General features: G+C 71.2%; 23 protein-coding genes. 11 read left to right on the forward strand and 12 right to left on the reverse strand.

The annotated features are described in order from the left end of the window. Nucleotides 1-3 precede the first annotated feature (3 nt). Nucleotides 4-615 carry a helix-turn-helix domain-containing protein gene (locus KNO15_RS21080; RefSeq protein WP_241705965.1) on the reverse strand — a complete coding sequence of 204 codons (612 nt, stop codon included), beginning with the start codon at nucleotides 613-615 and terminating at the stop codon, nucleotides 4-6. A 69-nt stretch (nucleotides 616-684) separates the two neighbouring features. On the opposite strand from KNO15_RS21080, the gene KNO15_RS21085 reads away from it, so the two are divergent. Next, on the forward strand, nucleotides 685-1,617 hold the full coding sequence (locus KNO15_RS21085; protein ID WP_241705884.1) for an NAD(P)/FAD-dependent oxidoreductase: 933 nt from the start codon (nucleotides 685-687) through the stop codon (nucleotides 1,615-1,617). A 22-nt stretch (nucleotides 1,618-1,639) separates the two neighbouring features. On the opposite strand, the gene KNO15_RS21090 is transcribed toward KNO15_RS21085, so the two are convergent. Both KNO15_RS21090 and KNO15_RS21095 read right to left on the reverse strand, forming a co-directional pair. Next, nucleotides 1,640-1,786 (reverse strand): hypothetical protein, encoded by a 147-nt coding sequence (locus tag KNO15_RS21090; RefSeq protein WP_241705885.1) that lies wholly within the window; start codon nucleotides 1,784-1,786, stop codon nucleotides 1,640-1,642. Between the two features lie 56 nt (nucleotides 1,787-1,842). Continuing rightward, entirely contained in the window at nucleotides 1,843-2,427 is a 585-nt protein-coding gene (locus KNO15_RS21095; RefSeq protein ID WP_241705887.1) for a TetR/AcrR family transcriptional regulator, read from the reverse strand. Nucleotides 2,428-2,510: 83 nt separating this feature from the next. On the opposite strand from KNO15_RS21095, the gene KNO15_RS21100 reads away from it, so the two are divergent. Further along, on the forward strand, nucleotides 2,511-3,452 hold the full coding sequence (locus KNO15_RS21100; RefSeq protein WP_241705891.1) for an aldo/keto reductase: 942 nt from the start codon (nucleotides 2,511-2,513) through the stop codon (nucleotides 3,450-3,452). A 70-nt stretch (nucleotides 3,453-3,522) separates the two neighbouring features. On the opposite strand, the gene KNO15_RS21105 is transcribed toward KNO15_RS21100, so the two are convergent. Continuing rightward, nucleotides 3,523-4,311, reverse strand: coding sequence for an SDR family NAD(P)-dependent oxidoreductase (locus tag KNO15_RS21105; protein ID WP_241705893.1), 789 nt, complete (start codon nucleotides 4,309-4,311; stop codon nucleotides 3,523-3,525). A gap of 67 nt (nucleotides 4,312-4,378) precedes the next feature. Between KNO15_RS21105 and KNO15_RS21110 the strand changes: the two genes are divergently transcribed. From KNO15_RS21110 to KNO15_RS21140, 7 genes are all read left to right on the forward strand, one after another. Continuing rightward, complete coding sequence (locus KNO15_RS21110) at nucleotides 4,379-5,560, forward strand: ROK family transcriptional regulator (RefSeq protein ID WP_241705895.1); 1,182 nt, start codon at nucleotides 4,379-4,381, stop codon at nucleotides 5,558-5,560. A 96-nt stretch (nucleotides 5,561-5,656) separates the two neighbouring features. Then, nucleotides 5,657-7,006, forward strand: coding sequence for an extracellular solute-binding protein (locus KNO15_RS21115; RefSeq protein WP_241705896.1), 1,350 nt, complete (start codon nucleotides 5,657-5,659; stop codon nucleotides 7,004-7,006). Nucleotides 7,007-7,145: 139 nt separating this feature from the next. Next, nucleotides 7,146-8,102: a carbohydrate ABC transporter permease gene (locus KNO15_RS21120; protein WP_241705898.1), complete on the forward strand. Its 957-nt coding sequence runs from the start codon at nucleotides 7,146-7,148 to the stop codon at nucleotides 8,100-8,102. Further along, nucleotides 8,099-8,965 (forward strand): carbohydrate ABC transporter permease, encoded by an 867-nt coding sequence (locus KNO15_RS21125; RefSeq protein WP_241705900.1) that lies wholly within the window; start codon nucleotides 8,099-8,101, stop codon nucleotides 8,963-8,965. Before KNO15_RS21120 ends, KNO15_RS21125 begins: the two co-directional genes overlap by 4 nt. A gap of 5 nt (nucleotides 8,966-8,970) precedes the next feature. Next, nucleotides 8,971-10,557: a beta-N-acetylhexosaminidase gene (gene nagZ, locus KNO15_RS21130; protein ID WP_241705901.1), complete on the forward strand. Its 1,587-nt coding sequence runs from the start codon at nucleotides 8,971-8,973 to the stop codon at nucleotides 10,555-10,557. After that, nucleotides 10,554-11,456, forward strand: coding sequence for an ROK family protein (locus tag KNO15_RS21135; RefSeq protein WP_241705903.1), 903 nt, complete (start codon nucleotides 10,554-10,556; stop codon nucleotides 11,454-11,456). The genes nagZ and KNO15_RS21135 overlap by 4 nt, the downstream gene beginning before the upstream one ends. Beyond that, a complete protein-coding gene (locus KNO15_RS21140; protein ID WP_241705905.1) occupies nucleotides 11,449-12,234 on the forward strand; it encodes a glucosamine-6-phosphate deaminase in 786 nt (261 codons plus the stop codon). The genes KNO15_RS21135 and KNO15_RS21140 overlap by 8 nt, the downstream gene beginning before the upstream one ends. A gap of 80 nt (nucleotides 12,235-12,314) precedes the next feature. On the opposite strand, the gene nagA (KNO15_RS21145) is transcribed toward KNO15_RS21140, so the two are convergent. Genes nagA (KNO15_RS21145) through purU form a run of 3 tightly spaced genes read right to left on the reverse strand, consistent with a single transcriptional unit; the run spans nucleotide 12,315 to nucleotide 14,757 of the window. Further along, entirely contained in the window at nucleotides 12,315-13,466 is a 1,152-nt protein-coding gene (gene nagA / locus KNO15_RS21145) for an N-acetylglucosamine-6-phosphate deacetylase (protein WP_241705907.1), read from the reverse strand. Next, entirely contained in the window at nucleotides 13,463-13,840 is a 378-nt protein-coding gene (locus tag KNO15_RS21150) for a YrdB family protein (RefSeq protein WP_241705909.1), read from the reverse strand. The genes nagA (KNO15_RS21145) and KNO15_RS21150 overlap by 4 nt, the downstream gene beginning before the upstream one ends. Before the next feature lie 23 nt (nucleotides 13,841-13,863). After that, the gene (gene purU, locus KNO15_RS21155; protein ID WP_241705911.1) at nucleotides 13,864-14,757 is read right to left on the reverse strand and encodes a formyltetrahydrofolate deformylase; all 894 of its coding nucleotides are present in this window, start codon (nucleotides 14,755-14,757) and stop codon (nucleotides 13,864-13,866) included. Nucleotides 14,758-14,828: 71 nt separating this feature from the next. Between purU and KNO15_RS21160 the strand changes: the two genes are divergently transcribed. After that, the gene (locus KNO15_RS21160; protein ID WP_241705912.1) at nucleotides 14,829-16,298 is read left to right on the forward strand and encodes a purine-cytosine permease family protein; all 1,470 of its coding nucleotides are present in this window, start codon (nucleotides 14,829-14,831) and stop codon (nucleotides 16,296-16,298) included. Continuing rightward, nucleotides 16,295-16,837, forward strand: coding sequence for a cysteine hydrolase family protein (locus tag KNO15_RS21165; RefSeq protein ID WP_241705913.1), 543 nt, complete (start codon nucleotides 16,295-16,297; stop codon nucleotides 16,835-16,837). The genes KNO15_RS21160 and KNO15_RS21165 overlap by 4 nt, the downstream gene beginning before the upstream one ends. A 9-nt stretch (nucleotides 16,838-16,846) precedes the next feature. Here the strand turns inward: KNO15_RS21165 and nagA (KNO15_RS21170) are convergent, their stop codons facing one another. From nagA (KNO15_RS21170) to KNO15_RS21190, 5 genes are read right to left on the reverse strand one after another with little or no spacing between them, the layout of a single operon-like run. Beyond that, nucleotides 16,847-18,007, reverse strand: a complete 1,161-nt coding sequence (nagA, locus tag KNO15_RS21170) for an N-acetylglucosamine-6-phosphate deacetylase (protein ID WP_241705914.1) — start codon at nucleotides 18,005-18,007, stop codon at nucleotides 16,847-16,849. Nucleotides 18,008-18,017: 10 nt separating this feature from the next. Then, entirely contained in the window at nucleotides 18,018-18,803 is a 786-nt protein-coding gene (locus KNO15_RS21175) for a DeoR/GlpR family DNA-binding transcription regulator (RefSeq protein WP_241705915.1), read from the reverse strand. Continuing rightward, nucleotides 18,800-19,672 (reverse strand): class II fructose-bisphosphate aldolase, encoded by an 873-nt coding sequence (locus KNO15_RS21180; RefSeq protein ID WP_241705916.1) that lies wholly within the window; start codon nucleotides 19,670-19,672, stop codon nucleotides 18,800-18,802. Before KNO15_RS21180 ends, KNO15_RS21175 begins: the two co-directional genes overlap by 4 nt. Nucleotides 19,673-19,701: 29 nt before the next feature. Further along, nucleotides 19,702-20,610: a 1-phosphofructokinase family hexose kinase gene (locus KNO15_RS21185; RefSeq protein ID WP_241705917.1), complete on the reverse strand. Its 909-nt coding sequence runs from the start codon at nucleotides 20,608-20,610 to the stop codon at nucleotides 19,702-19,704. After that, on the reverse strand, nucleotides 20,607-21,599 hold the full coding sequence (locus tag KNO15_RS21190; protein WP_241705918.1) for an ROK family protein: 993 nt from the start codon (nucleotides 21,597-21,599) through the stop codon (nucleotides 20,607-20,609). Before KNO15_RS21190 ends, KNO15_RS21185 begins: the two co-directional genes overlap by 4 nt. Nucleotides 21,600-21,748 lie beyond the last annotated feature (149 nt).

Below are 21,748 nucleotides of genomic sequence, written 5' to 3' on the forward strand. Positions count from 1 at the left end.
CGGTCAGGGCGCCTTGTCCCCGTCGCCGGGGCGGGAGGGACGGGCGCGCAGATGGACGCGCTCGCCCTGCTTGCCGAACAGGCTGAGGAACTCCACGGCGTCTTCGCCCGCGCGTTCGAACCAGTGCGGCACCCGGGTGTCGAACTCGGCGGCCTCGCCGGGGCCGAGCTCGATGTCGTGGTCGCCGAGGACGAGCCTGAGCCGGCCGTTCAGCACGTAGAGCCACTCGTAGCCCTCGTGACTCTTCGGGTCGGGGATGCCCGGGGCCGGGCTGCCGCCGGAGATGACGGTCTTGAACGCATGGATACCGCCGGGCCGGCGGGTCAGTGGGATCACGGTGCGGTCGCCGTGCCGCACCGGACGCAGGTTCACGCGCGGGTCGCCCGTCTGCGGCGCGTCGACCAGTTCGTCGAGCGTGACGCCGTGTGCGCGTGCGAGTGGGAGCAGCAGTTCGAGCGTCGGCCGTCGCGAGCCGGACTCCAGCCGCGAGAGCGTGCTGACCGAGATGCCGGTCGCGGCCGCGAGGTCGGCGAGTGTCAGGTCGCGCCTGGTCCGCAGCGCGCGGAGGCGCTCGCCGACGGCCTCGAGGCTGCGGTCGGGTGCGGTGTCGTTCATCACGCGACCAGTTTGCCATTCCGGCAACAGAACTTGCTGGATCTGTTGCCTGGCGTCCAGCCTGGAGTCATGGACGACTTCGATGTGATCGTGATCGGCGGCGGCGCCGCCGGACTCAGCGCCGGACTCATGCTGGCCCGTGCCCGCGTCCCGGTGCTGGTGGTGGACGCGGGGGCGCCGCGGAACGCGCCGGCCGGGGAGGTCCACGGCCTCTTCGGCCGCGACGGCACGCCTCCCGCCGACCTCCTCGCCCGCGGCCGCGACGAGGTGCGGCGGTACGGCGGCCGCATCGTCTCCGGCACCGTGACCGACGCGCATCCCGACGGGGACGACTTCGCGGTGACGGTGGACGGCGACCGGCGGTTCACCGCACGCCGGATCGTCGTGGCGACCGGGCTGGTCGATGACGTTCCTGATCTCCCCGGCCTGCGCGAGCGTTGGGGTGCCGAGGTGGTGCACTGCCCGTTCTGTCACGGCTGGGAGGTGCGCGACACGGCGATCGGCGTGCTGGCGCTGAACCCCCGCGCGATGCACCAGGCGCTGCTGTTCCACCAGTGGAGCCCCGACGTCACGCTGTTCGTGAACGGTCAGCCCGGTCTCGCCGAGGAAGCCGCTGAGCGCGGCATCCCCGTCGTGGAGGGCGTTGCCGAGGCCGTGGAACTGCGCGACGGACGGGTCGCAGGCATCCGCCTCGTGAACGGTGACGTGCACCCTGTCGAGACGGTCGTCATCGGGCCGCGTTCGCGAATCGTCGCGCCGTTCCTGCAAGGACTCGGCCTCGCGCCGGTGGAGCATCCGTCCGGCATCGGCGAGTACCTGCCGACCGATGCCCAGGGCCGGACCGGGGTGCCCGGGGTGTGGGCGGCCGGCAACGTGACGGATCCGTCGGCGCAGGTCGGCGGGGCCGCGGCGGCTGCGGCCCTGGTCGCCGGCCAGCTCGCGATGGAGTTCGCGCTCGAGAAGGTGGCGCGGCTGCGGACGCCGACGGGCGCTCCGGAGTGACGACCGGGCTGCGCGCGGGCGCTCAGGCGCCCTCGTAGCGCGGGCCGTCCTCGCGGAACGCGAGGGCCTCCGGGAGGTCGCGCTGCAGGTCGTCGGCCTTGGCCGCCAGGGGGTCCTGCCCGGTCGCGGTGCCCTCCGGGTCGGTGAAGACGACGTCCTCCGCGTTCACCTCGTCGATGGCGGCTCGACGAGCGGCGGCGGCACGGTCGCCTCCGGCTTCCCCCGTCAGCCGACGCGGGGCCGCAACCCGTCGATCAGCAGGTCGAGGAGCCGGTCGGTCCGAGCGGGCCCGTCGGCTCCGTCCGCTGCGCCGGACGACAGGAAGACGCCGACGAGCATCGTGACCACATCGTCCGGGTCCACGTCGGTGCGCAGGATGCCGTCGGCCGCGCCGGCCGTGAGCATCGATCCGATCACCGCTGTGATTCGTTGCCGGGTGGCGGGGGTCGCGATCCGCCCCGAGGCCCAGCCGGCACGCAGGGTCCCCAGCATCCCGCGCTTGGCGACGGTGAAGCGGGCGTAGTGGTTCATCCACTCGCGCAGCGCCTGGTCGGCCGGGAGGGCGGCGAGGAGCGGCTCGGCGTCGGCGACGACGGTGTCGAGCTCCGCCGCGTAGACGGCCTCCACCAGCGCATCGCGGGTGGGGAAGTGCCGGTAGAGCGTCCCGATGCCCACGCCTGCGTCTTTGGCGATCCGGTCGAGGGTCACCTCGTCGCCGTCGGCCGCGAACGCCGCGCGAGCGATCGTGAGCAGGTGGTCGCGGTTGCGCTGGGCGTCCGCGCGCAGCGGTCGCTGATTCGGCGAACTCAAAGCGGAGGCTCCTCCGGAAGGTGTATCGTGGCGTTAGCGGAGGATCCTCCGCTTCGTCCATTCTGACACGGGAGGGCAGCACCATGACCGACGACACGATCACCGACGACCGATCGCGCCCCGGTGGCGTCGGTGAACTCGCCGGGCGCCGGGTCGCCAGGATCGGCTTCGGCGCGATGCAGCTCGAGCGGCTCCGCGGGGATCGGCCTGCGGCGATCGCGCTGGTGCGACGCGCGACCGAGCTCGGCGTCGACCACATCGACACGGCCGAGTTCTACGGCGACGGGTTCGTCAACGGCGTTCTCGGCGAGGCGCTCGCCGGACACGACGGCGACGTCCAGTTCGTGAGCAAGGTCGGCGCCGAGGTCGTCCCGGGCGGGCACGGCCTCCGGCCCGCGCAGCGACCCGAGCAGCTCCGTGCCGCCGTGGAGGCGAACCTGCGCTCGCTCGGCGTCGAGCGCATCCCGGTCGTCAACCTGCGCCGCATGGACTCCGGAATCGGCATCCGCGCCGACGGTGACCAGGTCGTGCCGCTCGACGACCAGCTCGAGGCGATGGTCGCGATGCGCGACGACGGCATGATCGACGGCATCGGCCTCAGCAGTGTGGCCATCGACGGCCTCCGCCGAGCGCTCCCCGCCGGTGTCGTGTGCGTGCAGAACGCCTACAGCCTGGTCGCCCGCGACGACGAGGACATGCTCGCGCTGTGCCAGGCGCACGGCATCGCGTGGGTGCCGTACTTCCCGCTCGGCAGCGCCTTCGCCGGCCTCCCCAAGGTGACAGACGAGCCGGAGGTGATCTCGGCTGCGGAGGCGCTCGGCGTCACTGCCTCCCAGGTCGGTCTCGCCTGGCTGCTGCAGCACGCGCCGAACGTCCTGCTCATCCCCGGCACCGCGGATGCCGGGCACCTGGAGGCGAACCTGGCGGCGGGCTCGGTCGTCCTCGACGCCGAGACCCTGGCCCGCCTCGATGCCATCCCCACCCGGGAGCTCGACGTCGCGGCCTTCCGGGCGCGCCAGGGGTGACGGGCGTCGACATTCGTCACGAATGTCGACTTTCGTGCCACGGATCGTGGCATTCGTCACGAATCCCGGCTCAGCGGGCGGTCCAGCCGCCGTCGATGGCGAGGGTCTGGCCGGTGATCAAGGACGCGGCGGGGGAGGCGAGGAAGGCGACGGCGCCGGAGACCTCCGCCGGCACCCCGATGCGGTGGAGGGCCGCGATGCGCTCGATGGTGTCGGCGCGGAAGGCGTCGTCCGAGAGCGCCTCGGACGTGCCGTCCGTGGCGATGAAGGTGGGCGCCACGGCGTTCACGCGGATGCCGTAGCCTCCCCACTCCACGGCCAGGCAGCGGGTGAGGTGAACGACGGCGGCCTTGGCGGTGCAGTACGACGACTCGAGCGGGAGGGCGACGAGCCCGGCCTGGGAGGCGATGTTCACGATCGACCCTCCGCCGTTCACGCGCATGCTCTTCGCGACGTGCTGCGAGAGGAAGAACGTCGAGCGGGTGTTCAGCCGCCAGACATGATCGAAGTCGTCCTCGGTGACCTCGAGCGCGGGTGCGTTGACACCGCCACCGGCGTTGTTCACCAGGATGTCGATGGGGCCGAGCTCGGCGGTGACCTCGTCGATCGCCGCGCGGCAGGCGGAGAGGTCGAGCACGTCCAGGCGCACGGCGCGTGCCGTCACGCCGAACGCGGTCAGGTCGGCGACGAGCTCGGCGGAGCCGTCGGGATCGCGCACGCCGAGCACGACGTCGGCGCCCTGTCCCGCGAGTTCGAGGGCGATCTCGCGGCCGAGCCCGCGACTGGCCGCGGTCACGAGTGCGCGCGAGCCCGTGAGGGCGAAGGGTGTGCGGGCGGGGGCGGTGGATGCGTCGGTCACGTGCAGGAGTGTAACGAGTTCGTTTCGGTGCTTGCGTTTCTTTTGTTCGTAAGCTTTACTAACAAACATGACCACGATGGATGTGCGGGGAAGCAACGGCGGGCTCGGCCCCGGCCGGGCGCTCCGGCCGCGCGCCAAGGTCCTCCCGGAGCACGCGCGCAGCCACAACCGCTCGCTCGTCCTCCAGACGCTCTACCGGGCAGGCCGGCTCAGCCGCGCCGACATCGCACGCGAGACCGGGCTCACCCGGGTCACCGTATCCGATCTGGTCGCGGAACTCCTGAGCGAAGGCCTGGTCATCGAACTCGGCCAGCGCGAGTCGGCGCGCCCGGGCAAGCCGGCGGTGCTCCTCGACATCAATCGCTCCGCACACCAGATCGTCGGCGTCGACCTGAGCGATCACGACCGGTTCCGCGGCGCGGTGATGGACCTCGACGGCGAGCTGCTCCACTCCGCCGAGGTCCCGCTCCAAGACGGGGACGGCCGTGCGGCGACCGGCGAGGAGGCCCTCGCGAAGGTCGTCGAGCTGGTCCGTCACCTCGTCGACAGCGCGACGGCGCCCATCCTCGGCATCGGCGTCGGCTCCCCGGGTGTCGTCGACCTCACAGGCACCATCCTCACGGCCCCGAACCTCGGCTGGACCGGAGTTCCGCTGCAGCACGACCTGCACCTCCTCACCGGGCTGCCGGTCGTCGTCGCCAACGACGCCAACGCCGCCGTGCTCGCCGAGCACAGCTACGGGGGAGCGACCGGCGACATGATGCTCATCCGCGTCGGCCACGGAATCGGAGCGGGGCTCATCATCGCCGGCGCCCTCGTCTACGGCAGCCACTTCGCCGCGGGGGAGATCGGCCAGGTCATGGTCGGCACCGACCTCGGGCTCGACGCCACGTACAGCCGCGACCAGGTGCTCGAGCACTGGCTCAGCGTCCCGCAGCTCCAGCGCGGGATCCGCGAAGCGGAGGGCGCCGGCGCCGACACGACCCCCCTCCTCCGCGAAGCCGGCAGCAGGCTCGGCATCGCGCTCGCCCCGATCGTGGGCGCCCTCAACCTGTCGGAGCTCGTGCTGAGCGGGCCGACGGACCTCCTCGATGGCCCTCTCTCCGAGGCGACCATCCACACGCTCCGGAGCCGGACGATGGCAGAGAACCACGCCGACCTCACGGTCCGGATGACCACGCAGGGGCAGGACATCGTCCTGCGCGGCGCGGCCGTACTCGTCCTCTCCGGACAACTCGGGGTCTCGTAACACAGCACCGCGATCCACGACCCCTGCACCGACGGTGTGAAGCACTCGCCCACACTGACCACCCAAGAAAGCCCGAACACAATGAAGGGAACAGCAATGAAGAGAAAGCTCGTCGGCCTCGCCGCAGTGGCTACGGCTTCCGCTCTCGTGCTCGCCGGATGCGCCTCAGGTGGAGGCCAGGCTCCGAGCACCGACGGCAAGGGAAAGACGGTCACCCTGTGGCTCGTCGGGTCCGACACCCCTGACGCGCTCCGCAACTACCTGAAGACGGAGTTCAACAAGGAGACCGGCGCGACGCTCAAGATCGAGCAGCAGGACTGGGGAGACATCGTCACCAAGCTGACGACGTCCCTCCCCGACGCGAACAACACCCCGGACGTGACGGAGATGGGCAACACCCAGTCCCCGACGTTCACGAACGTGGGCGCGTTCCTCGACATCTCCGACATGTACAAGGACCTCGGCGGCGACAAGCTGCTGCAGTCCTTCGTCGACGCGGGCAAGGTCGACGGCAAGAACTACACGCTGCCGTACTACTTCGGCTCGCGCTACATGTTCTACCGCAAGGACGTCTACGCCGCGGCCGGCGCCACGGTGCCGACCACGCTCGACCAGTTCAACACCACTGTCGCCGACATCACCGCGAAGAACCCGAAGGGGATCCCGAACTTCTCCGGCTTCTTCCTCGGCGGCCAGGACTGGCGCGACGGCATCTCGTGGATCTTCGCGAACGGCGGTGACATCGCCAAGAAGGAAGGCTCCAAGTGGGTCGCCACGCTCGACTCGGCGGGGTCGCTGAAGGGTCTCCAGCAGCTGCAGGACATCTACAAGAACGCGTCCAAGGCCCCGAACGACGCCAAGGACTCCAACCAGTACATCTACCTGAACGACACGGACCAGACGGTGGACGCCAACGGCAACAAGACGGGTGACACCTCGCTCGCCGCCGCCACCATCATGGCTCCGGGCTGGGCGCACTGGTCGATCGGCGACCTGTCCACCAAGGACGGCAAGGCGGTCCGCACCTGGAACGACAACACCTTCGGCACCTACGTGCTGCCGGGCAACGACGGCAAGCCCGCACCGGTCTTCGCCGGCGGCTCCAACATCGGCATCTCGGCCAAGTCCAAGAACCCGGGCCTGTCCAAGACGCTGCTGAAGATCATCTTCAGCAAGGAGTACCAGGAGATGCTCGGCAAGAACGGCCTGGGACCGGCGAACTCGGACTACATGTCCTCGCTCGGCGACGACCAGTTCGCGAAGGCGCTCATCGAGTCGGCCTCCAACTCGAAGCTGACCCCGGCCGCTCCGGGCTGGGCCGGCGTCGAGGCGGCGAACGTGATGGAGGAGTTCTTCTCCAAGATCCGCGACTCGTCCGACCTGAAGGGCCTCGCTCAGCAGTACGACACCAAGATCGACGCTCTTCTCAACGTGAAGAACGGCTGATCGGCTCCACCTAGCGACACCTAGCAGCGCAGTGGCGAGGGCGCGGAAGCAGCACCACCCCTTCCGCGCCCTCGCTCCTGCCTCCAGACTTTCCCCAACACCCGCACGCTTCCCCCACACCCCAGGAAGGAGGACCGCCGTGACCACCACCAGCGAGACCGTGACCGCCTCGCCGACCGCGAGCGCACCGAAGCCCACAGCGCCCCGGAGGCGCAAGCCCCGCCTCACGCCGTACGCCCTGCTGCTGCCGGCCATCCTCATCCTGCTGCTCGCGCTCGGCTACCCGATCGTCTGGCAGCTCGTCACCTCGATGCAGCACTTCGGGCTCGCCCAGCAGTTCGGCAAGCCGGCGCCGTTCGTCTGGTTCGACAACTACGTCACGCTCTTCTCGGACCCGTACATGTGGGTCGTCGTCGGGCGCTCGCTCGTCTTCTGCCTGACCACGGCCGCCGTGACGGTCGTGATCGGCGTCGGGCTCGCGCTCCTGATGACCGGCATCTCGCGCTTCCCGCGCATCTTCCTGCAGATCACACTGCTGCTCGCCTGGGCCATGCCGGTCGTCGCGGCCATGACCGTCTGGAACTGGCTGTTCGACTGGCGCCGCGGCGTGATCAACAACGTCCTGACCTCGTGGGGACTGGACTTCCAGAACCACAACTGGCTGCAGAACCCGATCTCGTTCTTCTTCGTGGCCGGTGTCATCGTGACCTGGATGAGCGTGCCGTTCGTGGCGTTCTCGGTCTACGCCGGCCTCACGCAGGTTTCGTCCGAGGTGCTGGAGGCCGCGCAGATGGACGGCGCGAAGGGCTACCAGCGGCTGCGCTACATCATCCTGCCGATGATCCGCCCGGTGCTCGGCATCGTGCTGCTGCTCCAGGTCATCTGGGACCTCCGCGTGTTCACCCAGATCAAGCTGCTGCAGGACAAGGGCTCCATCGCCAGCGAGACCAACCTGCTCGGCACCTACATCTACCAGCTCGGCGTGGGATCGAGCGACTTCGCGATGGCCAGCGCCGTCTCGGTGTTCGTGCTCGTGCTGACCATCGCGCTCAGCTGGTTCTACGTCCGACACCTGCTCAAGGGGGACCAGTCGTGACCACCGTCGCCGACCGCAAGCTCAAGCAGAAGGTCCGCCCCGCCCGCATCCTCCTCGGTGTCCTCGCCGTGGTGCTCGGTTTGATCTGGGTCTTCCCGGTCTACTGGATGCTCAACTCCTCGCTGCTGCCGAACGTCGTGCTGCAGAGTTCGACGCCCACCTGGCTGCCGTTCGGGGGCTCGTTCGACAACTTCATCGCCGTCATGCAGGGCGGGACGTTCTTCCCCGCGCTCGGGATGAGTCTTGTCATCGCTCTCGTGACCGTCGTCTTCTGCCTGGCGTTCGCCTTCCTGGCCGCGCTGGCGATCAGCCGGTTCAAATTCCGTGGCCGCACCTCGTTCGTGCTCGCCGTGCTGCTCATCCAGATGCTCCCCGCCGAGGGGCTGTTCATCGCGCAGTACAAGCTGATGGGATCGCTCGGCCTCCTGAACACGGTGATCGGCGTCAGCATCATCTACATCGCCGCCGTCGTGCCGTTCACGATCTGGATGCTGCGCGGCTTCGTCGCCGGCATCCCCGCCGACCTCGAAGAGGCCGCGATGGTGGACGGGTTGAGCCGCACCCAGGCCTTCCTGCGCATCACCTTCCCGCTGCTGGCCCCGGGGCTGGTCGCCTCCGGCGTCTACGCCTTCCTTCAGGCGTGGAACGAGTTCACGGTGGCCCTGGTCATCCTGCAGGACAACAGCAGCCAGACCCTGCCGCTGTGGTTGCGCGGCTTCATCCAGCAGTCCGCGTCGCGCGCGACGGACTGGGGACAGGTGATGGCGGCCTCGACCCTCGTGGCCGTGCCCGTGATCATCTTCTTCCTCATCGTCCAGGGACGCATGACCAGCGGCCTGGTCAGCGGGGCGGTCAAGGGGTGAGCGGGATGTCGGTCACCCGGTCCGAAACGGCCGAGGCGCCCGGCCCGACCGACACCGCCCTCCGGCGCCGCATCGCGGCGACGCTGCTTCCCGGCTTCGTGGGCACCACCGTGCCGGCGTGGCTCGAGGAGCGGCTGCGGAACGGTCTCGGCGGGGTGTGCCTCTTCGGCCAGAACGTCGAGTCGGTGCCGCAACTGCGTGCGCTGACGGACGCCGTCTACGCCGCCAACCCGGACGCGATCATCGCGATCGACGAGGAGGGCGGCGACGTCACCCGCCTCTACTACGACAGCGGTTCGCCGTTCCCCGGCAACGCAGTGCTCGGGCGTCTCGGCGACACCGCCTACACCGAGGCGGTGGCGCGCCGCGTCGGCGAGGAGCTCCACGCGGTCGGGGTGAACCTCGACCTCGCCCCCGACGTCGACATCAACTCCAACGCCGACAACCCGGTCATCGGGGTGCGCAGCTTCGGCTCGACTCCGGAGGTGGTCGCCGAGCACGGCGCCGCGTGGACGCGCGGGCTGCAATCCGCCGGTGTCGCGGTCTGCGCGAAGCACTTCCCCGGTCACGGCGACACCGCCCAGGACTCCCACCTCGAGCTTCCGGAGGTCGACCTGACCGCCGAGCAGCTGCGCGAGCGCGAGTTGCTGCCGTTCCGCGCGGTCGTGGAGGCGGGCGCCCGCACGGTCATGACGTCGCACATCCTGCTGCCGCGCATCGACCCGGACCTGCCCGCGACCTTCAGCCGGAGGGTCGTCGAGGACCTGCTGCGCGGCGAGCTCGGCTTCACCGGCGTGGTCGTCACCGACGCGCTCGACATGCACGGAGCGAGCGGCGATCGCGGCATCCCCGAGGCGGCCGTCCTCGCGCTCGCCGCGGGGTGCGACCTCCTGTGCATCGGGACGGAGAACACCGACGCCCAGCTCACGCAGATCGAGGACGCGATCGCGGCCGCGATCGCCGCGGGGCGGCTCAGCCCGACCCGCGTGGAAGAGGCGGCCGGCCGGGTCCGCGCGCTGGCCGATGGCGTACGCGCCGACGCGGCGGCACACGCGGCCGTCCCGTCGACCGCAGGCTCCCGTCGCCGTGCGGCGGACATCGACGAGGTGGATGTGCGACGCGCGCTCGAGGCGTTCGACATCTCTGAGCACGCCGCGTCCTGGCTGCGCGACCACCACAGCCGCTACTCGGTCGTGCGCGTCGACACCGTCGCGAACATCGCCATCGGACAGGCCCCCTGGGGACCTTTCGCGGAGGTGGCGGCGGAGGCGGGCACGCACGGAGCGGGCTCGGGCTTCGCGGCCAACCCCCTGGTGGTGTTCACCGAGGGAGACCATCCCGACCTGGTGCTCGCCGCCGCCTCGCCCGTGCTGGTCGTCGGCAAGGACAACCACCGGCACGCCTTCGCTCGAGAGGCGATCGACCGGCTGCGCGCTCACCGCGACGGCGTGGTCGTCGTCGACATGGGCTGGCCGAGCGACGACCGCGCCTACGCCGACATCGCGACGTTCGGCGCCTCCCGGCTGATCGGCCGGGCGCTCATCGAGCTCCTCGACCACGACCACACGGGCGGCACGGGGGAGACCCCGTGAGACTCGGCATCGACATCGGCGGCACGAAGACCGACGCGGTCGCCGTCGACGACGGGGGAGCGCTCGCCCAGCGCATCCGCCTCGCGACCGGGTTCGGGCAGGCGGCCGTCGTGGAGACGGCCGTGACGGCCGTCGCCCGCATCGGAGAGCTCACCGGGCTCGCGGCCGGCGGGTTCTCCTCCATCGGCATCGGCATCCCGGGGATGGTCGACAGCGTCTCGGGGCAGGTCGCCCACGCCGTCAACCTCGGCGTGGAGAGCCTCGCTCTGGGCGGTGAGCTCGCCGGGAGGCTCGGCGTCGGAGTGCGGGTGGAGAACGACGTGAAGGCGGCGGCGCTCGGCGCGTTCCATCTGCTCGGGCTGGACGGGTCGATGGCCTATCTGAACCTCGGGACCGGGATGGCGGCGGGCATCGTGGTCGACGGCCGGCTCTGGCGCGGAGCCACGGGCGTGGCGGGCGAGATCGGGCACCTCCCGGTCGACCCGGCCGGCGCGCTCTGCCGCTGCGGCCAGCGCGGCTGCCTGGAGACGGTGGCGAGCGGGTCCGGCGTCGCCCGGCAGTGGCGCACGGACGACCCGCTGCCCGCTCGTGCCCTGTTCGCCGCTGCCGCGGACGGCGACCGCGAGGCGCGCGCGATCGCCGCTAGGCTTGCGGAGGGCATCGCCGCAGCGGTGCGGGTGCTCGTGCTGACGGTCGACGTCGACACCGTGGTGATCGGTGGCGGCCTCCGTCATCTCGGGGACCGGCTGCTGAGCGATGTCCACGAGGTGCTCGACGGGTGGGCCAGGACATCCCCGTTCCTCGCGTCTCTCGCGCTGTCCCGGCGAGTGCGCCTCGTCCCCGAAGGAACGCCAGTCGCCGCGCTCGGAGCGGCGCTCGTAGGAGGAACAGATGGCTGAAGTCGTCGTCGTCGCAGACAAGGACGCAGCGGGCGAGCTCGCGGCGGAGTCGATCGAGCGGCTGATCGCCGCCAAGCCCGACGCGGTGCTCGGGCTCGCGACCGGATCCACCCCGCTCCCGGTGTACCGGGCGCTGGCCCGGCGGGTCGCCGAGAGCGGCCTCGACGTGTCGCACGTCCGCGGCTACGCGCTCGACGAGTACGTCGGCCTGCCGGCGGGTCACCCCGAGTCCTACCGCGCCGTGATCACTCGGGAGGTCGTCGAACCGCTCGGTCTGACGCCGTCGCTGATCCACACCCCGAACGGTGCGCGCAAGACGATCGAGCACGCCGGTGCCGACTACGAGAAGGCGATCGCCGAGTCGGGAGGCGTCGATGTGCAGATCCTCGGCATCGGAACCGACGGCCACATCGGCTTCAACGAGCCCGGCTCGTCGTTCGCGTCGGTGACGCGGGTGAAGACGCTGACCGAGCAGACCCGCAAGGACAACGCGCGCTTCTTCGACAGCGAAGACGACGTGCCCATGCACTGCATCACCCAGGGCCTCTCGACCATCCTGCGCGCGCGTCACCTTCTGCTGCTGGCGTTCGGCGAGGGCAAGGCGGAGGCGCTCGCCGGTGCCGTCGAGGGGCCGGTGTCGGCCTCCAATCCGGGCTCGGCCATCCAGCTGCATCCGCACGTCACCGTGCTGGTGGACGAGGCGGCCGCTTCGCGGCTCCGCAACATCGACTACTACCGGTACGCCTACGACCACAAGCCCGCCTGGCAGAAGCTGTAGCCCCCGTTCGCTGTCGCGAAGGGCACGTAAGCGCCCCTAAAACGCGGTTTTAGGGGCGCTTGCGTGCCCCTCGACGTGAGCTAGAGCAGGCGACCGTCGGCGAGGACCTGGCGGACGTGCCACTCGTGATCGAGCAGCACCGCGTCGGCGGCATAGCCGGCGTGGAGGCGGCCGAACCGGTGGCCTTCGCCGAGTGCCTTCGCGGGCGTGTGCGTCAGCGCCGTGACCGCGGTCACCGGGTCGAGACCGACGAGCGTGACGGCGTTGCGGAGCGCCGCGTCCTGCGTGAGCGTCGAACCGGCGATGGTCGACGTGCCGGAGAGCACCGCGAGTCCGTCGCGCACGCTCACGTTCAGCCCGCCCAACCGGTAGTCGCCGTCGGACGCCCCCGCCGCAGCCATCGCGTCGGTGACCAGCGCGACCCGGCCTGCGGCCTCCCGGAAGAGGAGCCCGGCGACCGACGGGTGCACGTGCAGGCCGTCGAGGATGAGCTCGAGCGTGACCTCCGGGTTCTCGATCGCGGCCATCACCGGCCCCGGCGCGCGGTGGTGGATGCCGTTCATGGCGTTGAACGCGTGCACCAGGAGGCGTGCGCCGACCTCGAACGCCCTGCGGGCCTGCGCGTAGTCGGCCGCCGTGTGGCCGATGCCGACCACGACGCCGGCCTCGATGAGCACGCCGATGGCCTCCAGCGCGTTCGGCAGCTCCGGCGCGATCGTCGCCGTGCGCAGGGTGCCGCGCGCCGCACCGATCAGCTCCTCCACCATCTCGGGCCCCGGCTCGCGCAGGAAGGCGTCGTCGTGCGCGCCCCTGCGCTCACGCGCGAGGAACGGGCCCTCCAGGTGCGAGCCGAGCACCATCGGGTCCACCGCAGCCAGATCGGCGACGACACCGAGGCTCTCACGCAGCGAGGCGAGCGGGTTCGCGACGTGCGAGACGAGCGCGCGGGTCGTCCCGTGCGCGCGATGCGTGGCGAGCGCCGCCAGCATCTCCTCCGGGCCGTCGTCGTACGGATGACCGCCGCCGCCGTGGCAGTGCAGGTCGAGGAAGCCCGGTGTCAGCCAACGGCCTCCGGCGTCGACGACCTCGGTGCCCGGCACTCGAGCGGCGTCGTGCCAACCGGTTCCGGAACCGGTGGCGAGGATCCGGTCGCCGTCGGTCGCCAGCCAGAACTCGTCGACCAGTCCGCTCGCATCCACTTTGCGGGCGTCATGGATGACGACGCCGGTCATGCGAACTCGCGCCGACCGTTGATCACGCCGCTCACCGTGGCGACCACGGCGAAGACGAGCGCGACGATCGGCTGGCCGAGGCTCCACCACGCGAACGCCGCGGATCCCATCACGACCAGCTCGACGACCGCCTTCACGAATGGATCGACGTGCAGCACGGCCTTCGGGGAGCGGAACAGCGCCCACAGCAGGATGGCCAGCACGGGCGCGCCGATGCCGACGACGATGTTCCACGGCAGCGGCCAGGCGACGAACCCCCAGATGGCCAGCGAGACGATCGCGAAGATCTCCAGCAGGAAGCGCAGGATGTCGTTGGCCCGCAGAGCGGCGGGGCGCGCTGCGGCGGGGGTGCTCGGGTCGTGCGTGGAGGTCACCGGACCAGTGTAGCCGCGCGGTGTCAGCGGAAGATGATGGTGCGGGCGCCGTCGAGCAGCACCCGGTCCTCCGCGAACCACTTGACCGCCTGGGTCAGGGTTCGACTCTCCTCGTCCTGGCCGATCGCGACCAGCTCGGGCACGCTGCGCGTGTGGTCGACTCGCACGACGTTCTGCTCGATGATCGGGCCTTCGTCGAGGTCGCTGGTCACGAAGTGGGCCGTCGCACCGATGAGCTTCACGCCGCGCGCGTGCGCCTGACGGTACGGGTTCGCTCCCTTGAAGCCGGGCAGGAAGGAGTGGTGGATGTTGATGGCCCGCCCCGCGAGCTTCTCGCAGAGCCCGGGGGAGAGGATCTGCATGTAGCGCGCGAGCACGACCAGCTCGATGTCGTGCTCCTCCACCGCCTCCAGGATGCGCGCCTCGAACGCGGCCTTGGACTCCGGATCGGTGACCGGACGCGACTCGAACGGGACTCCGTAGAACCCGGCCAGGTCGCGCAGGGCGCCGTGGTTCGACAGCACGAGAGGGATCGTCACCGGCAGCTGACCCGCCCGCTGCCGGAACAGGAGGTCGTTGAGGCAGTGCGCCGCGGTGGAGGCCAGCACGAGTGTGCGCAGCGGACGGCCCACGTTGTCGACGTTGTGCGTCATCCCGAAGCGCTCGACGACCGGCGCGAGCGCGCGCTCGAACTCGGCGCGATCGGCCGCCGACTCCACCTGGAGCCGCATGAAGAACCGCCCCGTGTCGGTGCTCGCGAACTGCTGGCTCTCGGTGATGTTGCCGCGCGCGGCGACGATCGCGCCGGAGACGGCGTGCACGATCCCGGGCTTGTCGGCGCAGCTGAAGGTGAGCACCCAGTGGTTGGCGTTGCCGGTGGCGGGGCCGGTGGGGTCGGAAGGGCCGGTGGAGTCCATCCGTCCAGGGTACCGGCCCCCACCCCCGCGTCCGGTTGACGGCGGCCGGCCGGCTGCACTTGGATCGGTTCATGACGAGCGGTGACGATCGGCCCGACCGGGCCGGGGGTGCGGCGGCGACCTTGGGTGTGGAGCTCAACGGGCTCAACACCATCCACGAGAGCGAGCGCAGGGGGCGCGCCCGCGACCTGTTCTGGCCCTGGTTCGGCGCGAACGTGTCGGTGTTCGGCCTGAGCTATGGTTCGTTCCTGCTCGGGTTCGGCATCTCGTTCTGGCAGGCGACGATCGTGGGGGTCGTCGGGATCGTCGCATCGTTCCTGCTCTGCGGCGTGATCGCCCTCGCCGGAAAGCGCGGCTCCGCTCCGACGATGGTGCTCAGCCGCGCGGTGTTCGGTGTCGAGGGCAACAGGGTGCCCTCCGCCTTGTCGTGGCTCTTGACCGTGGGCTGGGAGACCGTCCTCACGGCACTCGCCGTGCTCGCGACGGCGACGGTGTTCACCCGCCTGGGCTGGGAGGGCGGCACGGCGACCAAGGTCGTCGCCCTGGTCGTCGTGATCGGGCTGGTCGTCGCCGGTGGCGTGATCGGCTTCCACCTCATCATGCGCATGCAGATGGTGATCACCATCGTCACCGGTGTGCTCACGGTGTTCTACATCGCGCTGGTGCTCGGCCACATCGACCTCGGCGCGGTCGGGGCGCTTCCGGCCGGGGACGTCCCGCACGTGGTGGGCGGCTTCGTCTTCATGCTCACCGGGTTCGGTCTCGGCTGGGTGAATGCCGCAGCCGACTACTCCCGCTACCTGCCGCGCTCGACCCGCAGCGGCAGTGTCGTCGGCTGGACGACGTTCGGCTCGTCGCTCGCACCGGTCCTCCTGCTGATCTTCGGGATCCTGCTCGCCGGCTCGTCCCCGTCGCTCTCGAAGGCGATCGCCGCCGACCCGATCGGCGCGCTGGCCTCCCTGCTTCCCACGTGGTTCCTGGTGCCGTTCGTCATCGTCGCGGTGCTCGGGCTGGTCGGCGGCGCGGTGCTCGACATCTATTCCTCGGGGCTCGCTCTGCTGAGCGTCGGCGTCCGGGTGCCGCGGTACGTCGCCGCGGGGATCGACGGGGTGATCATGACCGCGGGGGCCGTCTACGTGGTGTTCTTCGCGAGCGACTTCCTCGGCCCGTTCCAGGGCTTCCTCATCACGCTGGGCGTGCCGATCGCGGCGTGGTGCGGCATCTTCGTCGCCGACATCGCCCTGCGCAGGCGCGACTACGCGGAGGCCGAGCTCTACGACCGCCGCGGCCGGTACGGGTCGGTACGCTGGCTGCCGATCGCGCTGATCGCCGCCGGCACCGCGGTGGGCTGGGGGCTCGTCACCAACAGCTCGGCCGACTGGTTGAGCTGGCAGGGCTACCTGCTCGGGCCGCTGGGGCTCGGCGGTACGACGGGGGACTGGGCCTACGCCAACCTCGGCGTGCTCGTGTCGCTGGCGATCGGTTTCCTCGGGGTCCTGCTGTTCGGCCGGGGCATCATCCGCCGTCAGGAGGAGCGGTGACCGGGCGCGCCCTCGTCGTCGTCGACATGCAGCAGGTCTTCGGTGACCCCGCGAGCCCCTGGTTCACGCCGCGGTTCACCGAGGCGGAGGCCGTGATCGCCGGGCTGCTGCCGTCGTTCGGCCGACAAGCGGTGTTCACCCGGTTCGTCGCCCCCGAACAGCCCGACGGTGCCTGGATCCGCTACTACGAGCAGTGGCCGTTCGCGTTGGTGCCCGCCGACGATCCGCTCTACGACCAGGTGCTCGCGTTCCGCGACACCGGCCATCCCGTCGTCTCGCTGCCGGCGTTCGGCAAGTGGGGGCCGGAGCTGCGGGAGGCGATCGGCGACGCCGACGAGCTCGTGCTGACCGGCGTCTCCACCGACTGCTGCGTGCTGTCGACGGCGCTCGCAGCGGCCGACGCCGGCCTCCACGTCCTCGTGGTCGCGGACGCCTGCGCCGGGGCGAGCGACGCGGACCACCGGCGGGCGCTCGACGCGATGGCCCTCTACGCCCCGCTCATCGAGATCGTGAGCAGCTCCGACCTGGCCGACGCCTGACCGATCGGCTCAGCGGCCGACGGGAGCACCCGCCGACCACACCTGCAGCACGCGGAAGTCGTCGTCGAGCAGCACGGCGTCGGCCGCGAAGCCCGGCGCCAGGCGTCCGAGGTCGGCTGCGCGGCCGATCGCGGCCGCGGGCGTCTCGGTGAGTGCGCGCACGGCCTCCTCGACGCTCACGCCGACCTCCTGCACCGCGCGGCGGAGCGCGTCGTCCTGGGTGAGCGTGGAGCCGGCGATCGAACCGCCCCCGGCGAGCCGGGCGACGCCGTCGCGCACCTCCACGCGCAGAGCGCCCAGGAGGTAGTCGCCGTCGGCCTCTCCGGCCGCGGCCATCGCGTCGGTGATCAGCGCCACTCGGCCGGGCGCCGAGGCGAACGCCATCCGCACGACCTCCGGGTGCACGTGGATGCCGTCGTTGATGACCTCCACGGTGACCCCGGGAGTGCGGGTCGCCGCGGCGACCGGGCCGGGCGCACGGTGGTGGAGGCCGTCCATGCCGTTGAAGGCATGCGTCAGGATGGTGGCCCCCGCGTCGAAGGCGGCACGGGTCTGCTCGTAGTCGGCGCCGGTGTGCCCGACGGCGACGGCGACGCCCGCACCGGCGAAGGCGCGAACGGCTTCCATGCCGCCGGGGAGCTCCGGGGCGATCGTGATCTGGCGGAGCGTGCCGCGGGCGGCCTCCAGCAGCAGGTCGACGTCGGCCGGTGTCGCCGACCGCAGCAGTGCGGGGTCGTGCGCGCCTTTGTGGCCGACGTCGAGGAAGGGGCCCTCGAGGTGCGAGCCGAGTACGCGCGGGTCCTCCGCCGTGAGCGCGGCGATGACCTCGACACGCTCGGCGAGCTCGGGCACCGTGGCCGTCACGAGCGACACGACGAACCGGGTCGTGCCGTGGCGCTCATGGAGACCCAGGGCGGTGCGGATCGCCTCAGCGCCGTCGTCGAACGCCGCCCCGCCTCCTCCGTGACCGTGGATGTCGATGAAGCCGGGTGTGAGCCACCCGCCGTCGGCGTCGGTCACGATCGCGTCCGGTGCTCCGGCGACGGCGGCTACCCAGCCGTCGCCCGTCCCGGTCGCGGCGACGCGGTCTCCGTCGAACAGCACCCACGCGTCGCGGGTGATACGGCCCTCGTTGACGAGGCGGGCGGAATGGATCGCGTGCACAGACATCCTCTCCAACTTACGCGACGATCACTTCGATGCCCTGCGCGACGAAGGCGGCGCGCTGGTCGGCGGTGATGCCGTCGTCGGTGATGAGCGTGGACATGATCGTGGGGCCGCCCAGCGTGGCGAAGGCTGTGCGGCCGATCTTGCTCGAGTCGGCGACGACGACGGCGCGAGTGGCTCTGCGCGCCATCAACGAGTTGACGCTCGCCTCGCCCTCGTCGTGCACGGTCGGGCCGACCACCGGGTCGATGCCGTTGACACCGATGAACGCGATGTCCATCGTGATCCGCTCCAGCACCACGTCGCTGTACGGCCCGACGAGCTCGTACGATCTGGCGTGCACCACGCCACCCGTCACCACGGTCTTGATCTGCGGTCGCATCACGAGCTGAGCCGCGATGTTGATGGCGTTGGTGACCACGGTGAGATTGGGGTGCGGGGACGGCTCCATGAGGTCGGGCCGCGACCCGAGGACGCTCGCCACCGCGGTACTGGTCGTGCCGCCGCACAGGCCGACGACGGACCCGCGCGGCACGAGAGCGCTCGCGGCCTGGGCGATGCGGAGCTTCTCGGGCGCGTGCTGCTCGCGCTTGTAGCGGATCGGGAGGTCGTAGGCCACCGACTGGCCGACGGCTCCGCCCCTGGTGCGCGTCAGCAACTGCTGCGATGCGAGCGCGTCGAGGTCGCGCCGGGCCGTGACCGCGGAGACATCGAGTTTCGCGACGATGTCCTCGACCTCGATCTGGCCGGTCTCCGCGAGGAGGTCGAGGACCGCGTTGAGGCGCTCCGCCCTGTTCATGGTCGCGCCGTCGCCGTTCCGTCCGGCAGGCGCGCCGCGACATCGAACAGGGTCAGCAGCCGGGCCGCCTCCGCCGCGACCGCCGTGCGCCCTGCACGTACATAGCGTCGCGAATCGACGACGTCAGGGTTGGCGCCGAGGTAGGCGCGGATCGCCTCCGTGAAGTACCGGTTGAGGTGGGTGGAGACGTTGACCTTGGTGATCCCGGCTCGGATGGCCGCCTCGATCGTGTCGTCCGCGACCCCGGAGGAGCCGTGCAGGACGAGCGGGACCGGGACGGCGTGCCGCAGCGCGGCGATCAGGTCGAGGTCGAGCTGCGCCGTGCGCTCGGTCATCGCGTGGGAGCTGCCGACGGCGACCGCCAGCGCGTCGACCCCGGTCTCGGCGACGAACCGACGCGCCTCGGCCGGATCGGTGCGCACCCCCGGTGCGTGGGCGCCGTCCTTGCCGCCGATCTCGCCGAGCTCCGCCTCGACCGACACGTCGTTGGCGTGCGCGTACTCGACGACGCGCACGGTGGCCGCCACGTTCGCGTCGTACTCCAGCGTCGAGCCGTCGAACATGACCGACCCGAACCCGAGGTCGATCGCGCGTCGCGTCAGCTCCTCGTCCTCCGCGTGATCGAGGTGCACGGCGACGTGCGCGGACGACTCGGATGCGAGGGCGAGTGCACCCCGCGCGATGGGCTCGAGGGAGCCGTGATACGTCACGCAGTTCTGTGAGATCTGGAGGATCACCGGGCGGCGCGCCTCCTCGGCTGCGGCGACGAGCGCTTCCGCCGTCTCCAGGTGGATGACGTTGAACGCGGCGACGCCGGTGCGCGCGGCGACCGCTCCGTGCAAGAGGTCGAGGGTGGGGACGAGGGACATGGGGCCTCCGGTGGGTCGGCGTTCGCGGGTCAGGAGAGCACGAGGCGAGCCTCGTACTCCGGGTAGGCGGGGTCGAGCTCGCCCGCGAGCGGGGCGAGGACGGCGGCGGCGGACCAGGCGGTGGCGCGCCGCACCAGGAGCGCGGGGTCGTCGATGCCCGCGGCGAGACTCGCGGCGACGGCCGCGACGGCGGCGTCGCCCGCTCCGGTCGCGTTGCCGGCGAGCGGCTGCGGCAGGCGCGCGGCGGCGACCTCCGTCCCGCTCACGGCCAGCATCCCGTCGGAGCCGAGCGAGACCAGGACGAGCCGCGCACCGGCGGCGAGAAGGGCGCGCGCGCCGTCGACGGGGTCGTCGATGCCGACGGTGTCGGCGAGCTCGCGACGGTTCGGCTTGAGCACGTCAGCACCGGCCTCGGAGGCCGCGAGCAGGGGGAGGCCCGTCGCATCGATGACGCTGGGGACGCCCCGCCGGCGGGCGACTGCCACGAGGTCGGCGTAGAACGAGTCGGGGGCTCCGGGAGGGAGGCTTCCCGAGCCGACGATCGCCGTGGCCGGTACCGCGAGTCGCTCGACGGCCTCCCCGAGGGCCCGCCACTCGGCCGCCGACAGCGCGCCGCCCGACTCGTTGAAGATCGTGGTCACGCCCGAGCCTTCGTCGACGATCGCTACGCTGCTGCGGGTCGGTGCGGAGACGGGCACGAGCTCGGACGGCAGGCCGGAGGATTCCAGGTCGTCGGCGAGCCGCAGTCCGGGGGCGCCGCCTGCCGTCGTCAGGACGAAGGCCGCTCCGCCGGTCTGGGCGATGACACGGGCGACGTTGAGGCCCTTGCCGCCGGCCCGCACGGCCGGTGCGGCGACGCGGTGGGTCTCGCCGGGTTCCAGGGCCGCGACGCGATAGGTCAGGTCGATGGCGGGGTTGGGCGTGACGGTGAGGATCATCGAGCTCTCTCGCGAACGGGGGCGGGGTCGGGGCCGGGGTCGACGACGTCGAGGAGTTCCCGCGCGCGCAGCGCGGCGCCGATCACGCCCGCGTTCTCGCCGATGCGCGCGGCGAGCAGCACGGGGCGGCGCTGGAAGGTCAGGATGCCCTCGAGGCGTTCGGCGAGCGGCAGGAAGAGGGCGTCGCCGGCCTGGGCGAGGCCCCCACCGATCACGATCGCCTCCGGGGCGAGCAGGGCGACGGTGTGCGACAGGTCGAGTGCGAGCGCGTCGAGCGCCGAATCCCAGATGCGCCCGGCCGCGGGGTCGCCGGCCCGCGCGCGTTCCAGCACCTCCCGCGATCCGGCGACCGGCACACCGCTGAGCGCCGTGTAGCGCCGGGCGATGGCGGCGGCGGAGGCGACGGCCTCCAGGCAGCCACGGCCGCCGCACGCGCACTCGGGGCCGTCTGCGACACGGGAGTGGCCGATCTCACCGGCCATCCCGCCACCGGTGAACAGCGTGCCGTCGATGAAGATCGCTCCGGCGATCCCCGTGCCGATCGCGATCACCACCACGTCGCGGAAATCCTTGGCGGCACCGAGGCGGTACTCGGCCTCGCCGGCCGCCCGCACATCGTGGCTGAACGAGACCGGGATACCGAGGGACTGGGTGGCGAGGTCCCGGAACGGGTACTCGCGCCAGCCCAGATTCTCGGCGAGGACCCCGACGCCACGTGCTTCGTCCACGTGGCCGGGCACGACGAGTCCCGCCGCCATCGGCCGGATCTCAGGGTGCGCGCGACGGAAGTCGTCCAGAAGCGCCACGGTCGCCGCGATGACGGCATCGCCGGTGCGCTCGCCGTCGAGCGGCGTCGGGCGGCGGAGGAGTTCGACGATGCGGCCGGTCTCGTCGACCAGGGCGGCTTTGACGTCCGTGCCTCCGACGTCGAAGGCGACCACGGGGTGCCCGGCGCCCAGCCGGTCGTCGAGTGGGATCTCGGACGCCACTGCTCATCTCCTCACGACGGTTCGGTCGCTTCAATGATCGCTTATGAGCGTAACGGTTGTCTACTGATCATTTTCGATCGTCGAGCCGTCACGCCGTTCCGGCGGGTAGACCGTCCGGTATGGTGTGCGGAACCTGCACTCCGAGTAGT

Origin of the sequence: Leifsonia shinshuensis, from assembly GCF_022606355.1 — a bacterium.
In the GTDB taxonomy this organism is placed as follows: domain Bacteria; phylum Actinomycetota; class Actinomycetes; order Actinomycetales; family Microbacteriaceae; genus Leifsonia; species Leifsonia shinshuensis_B.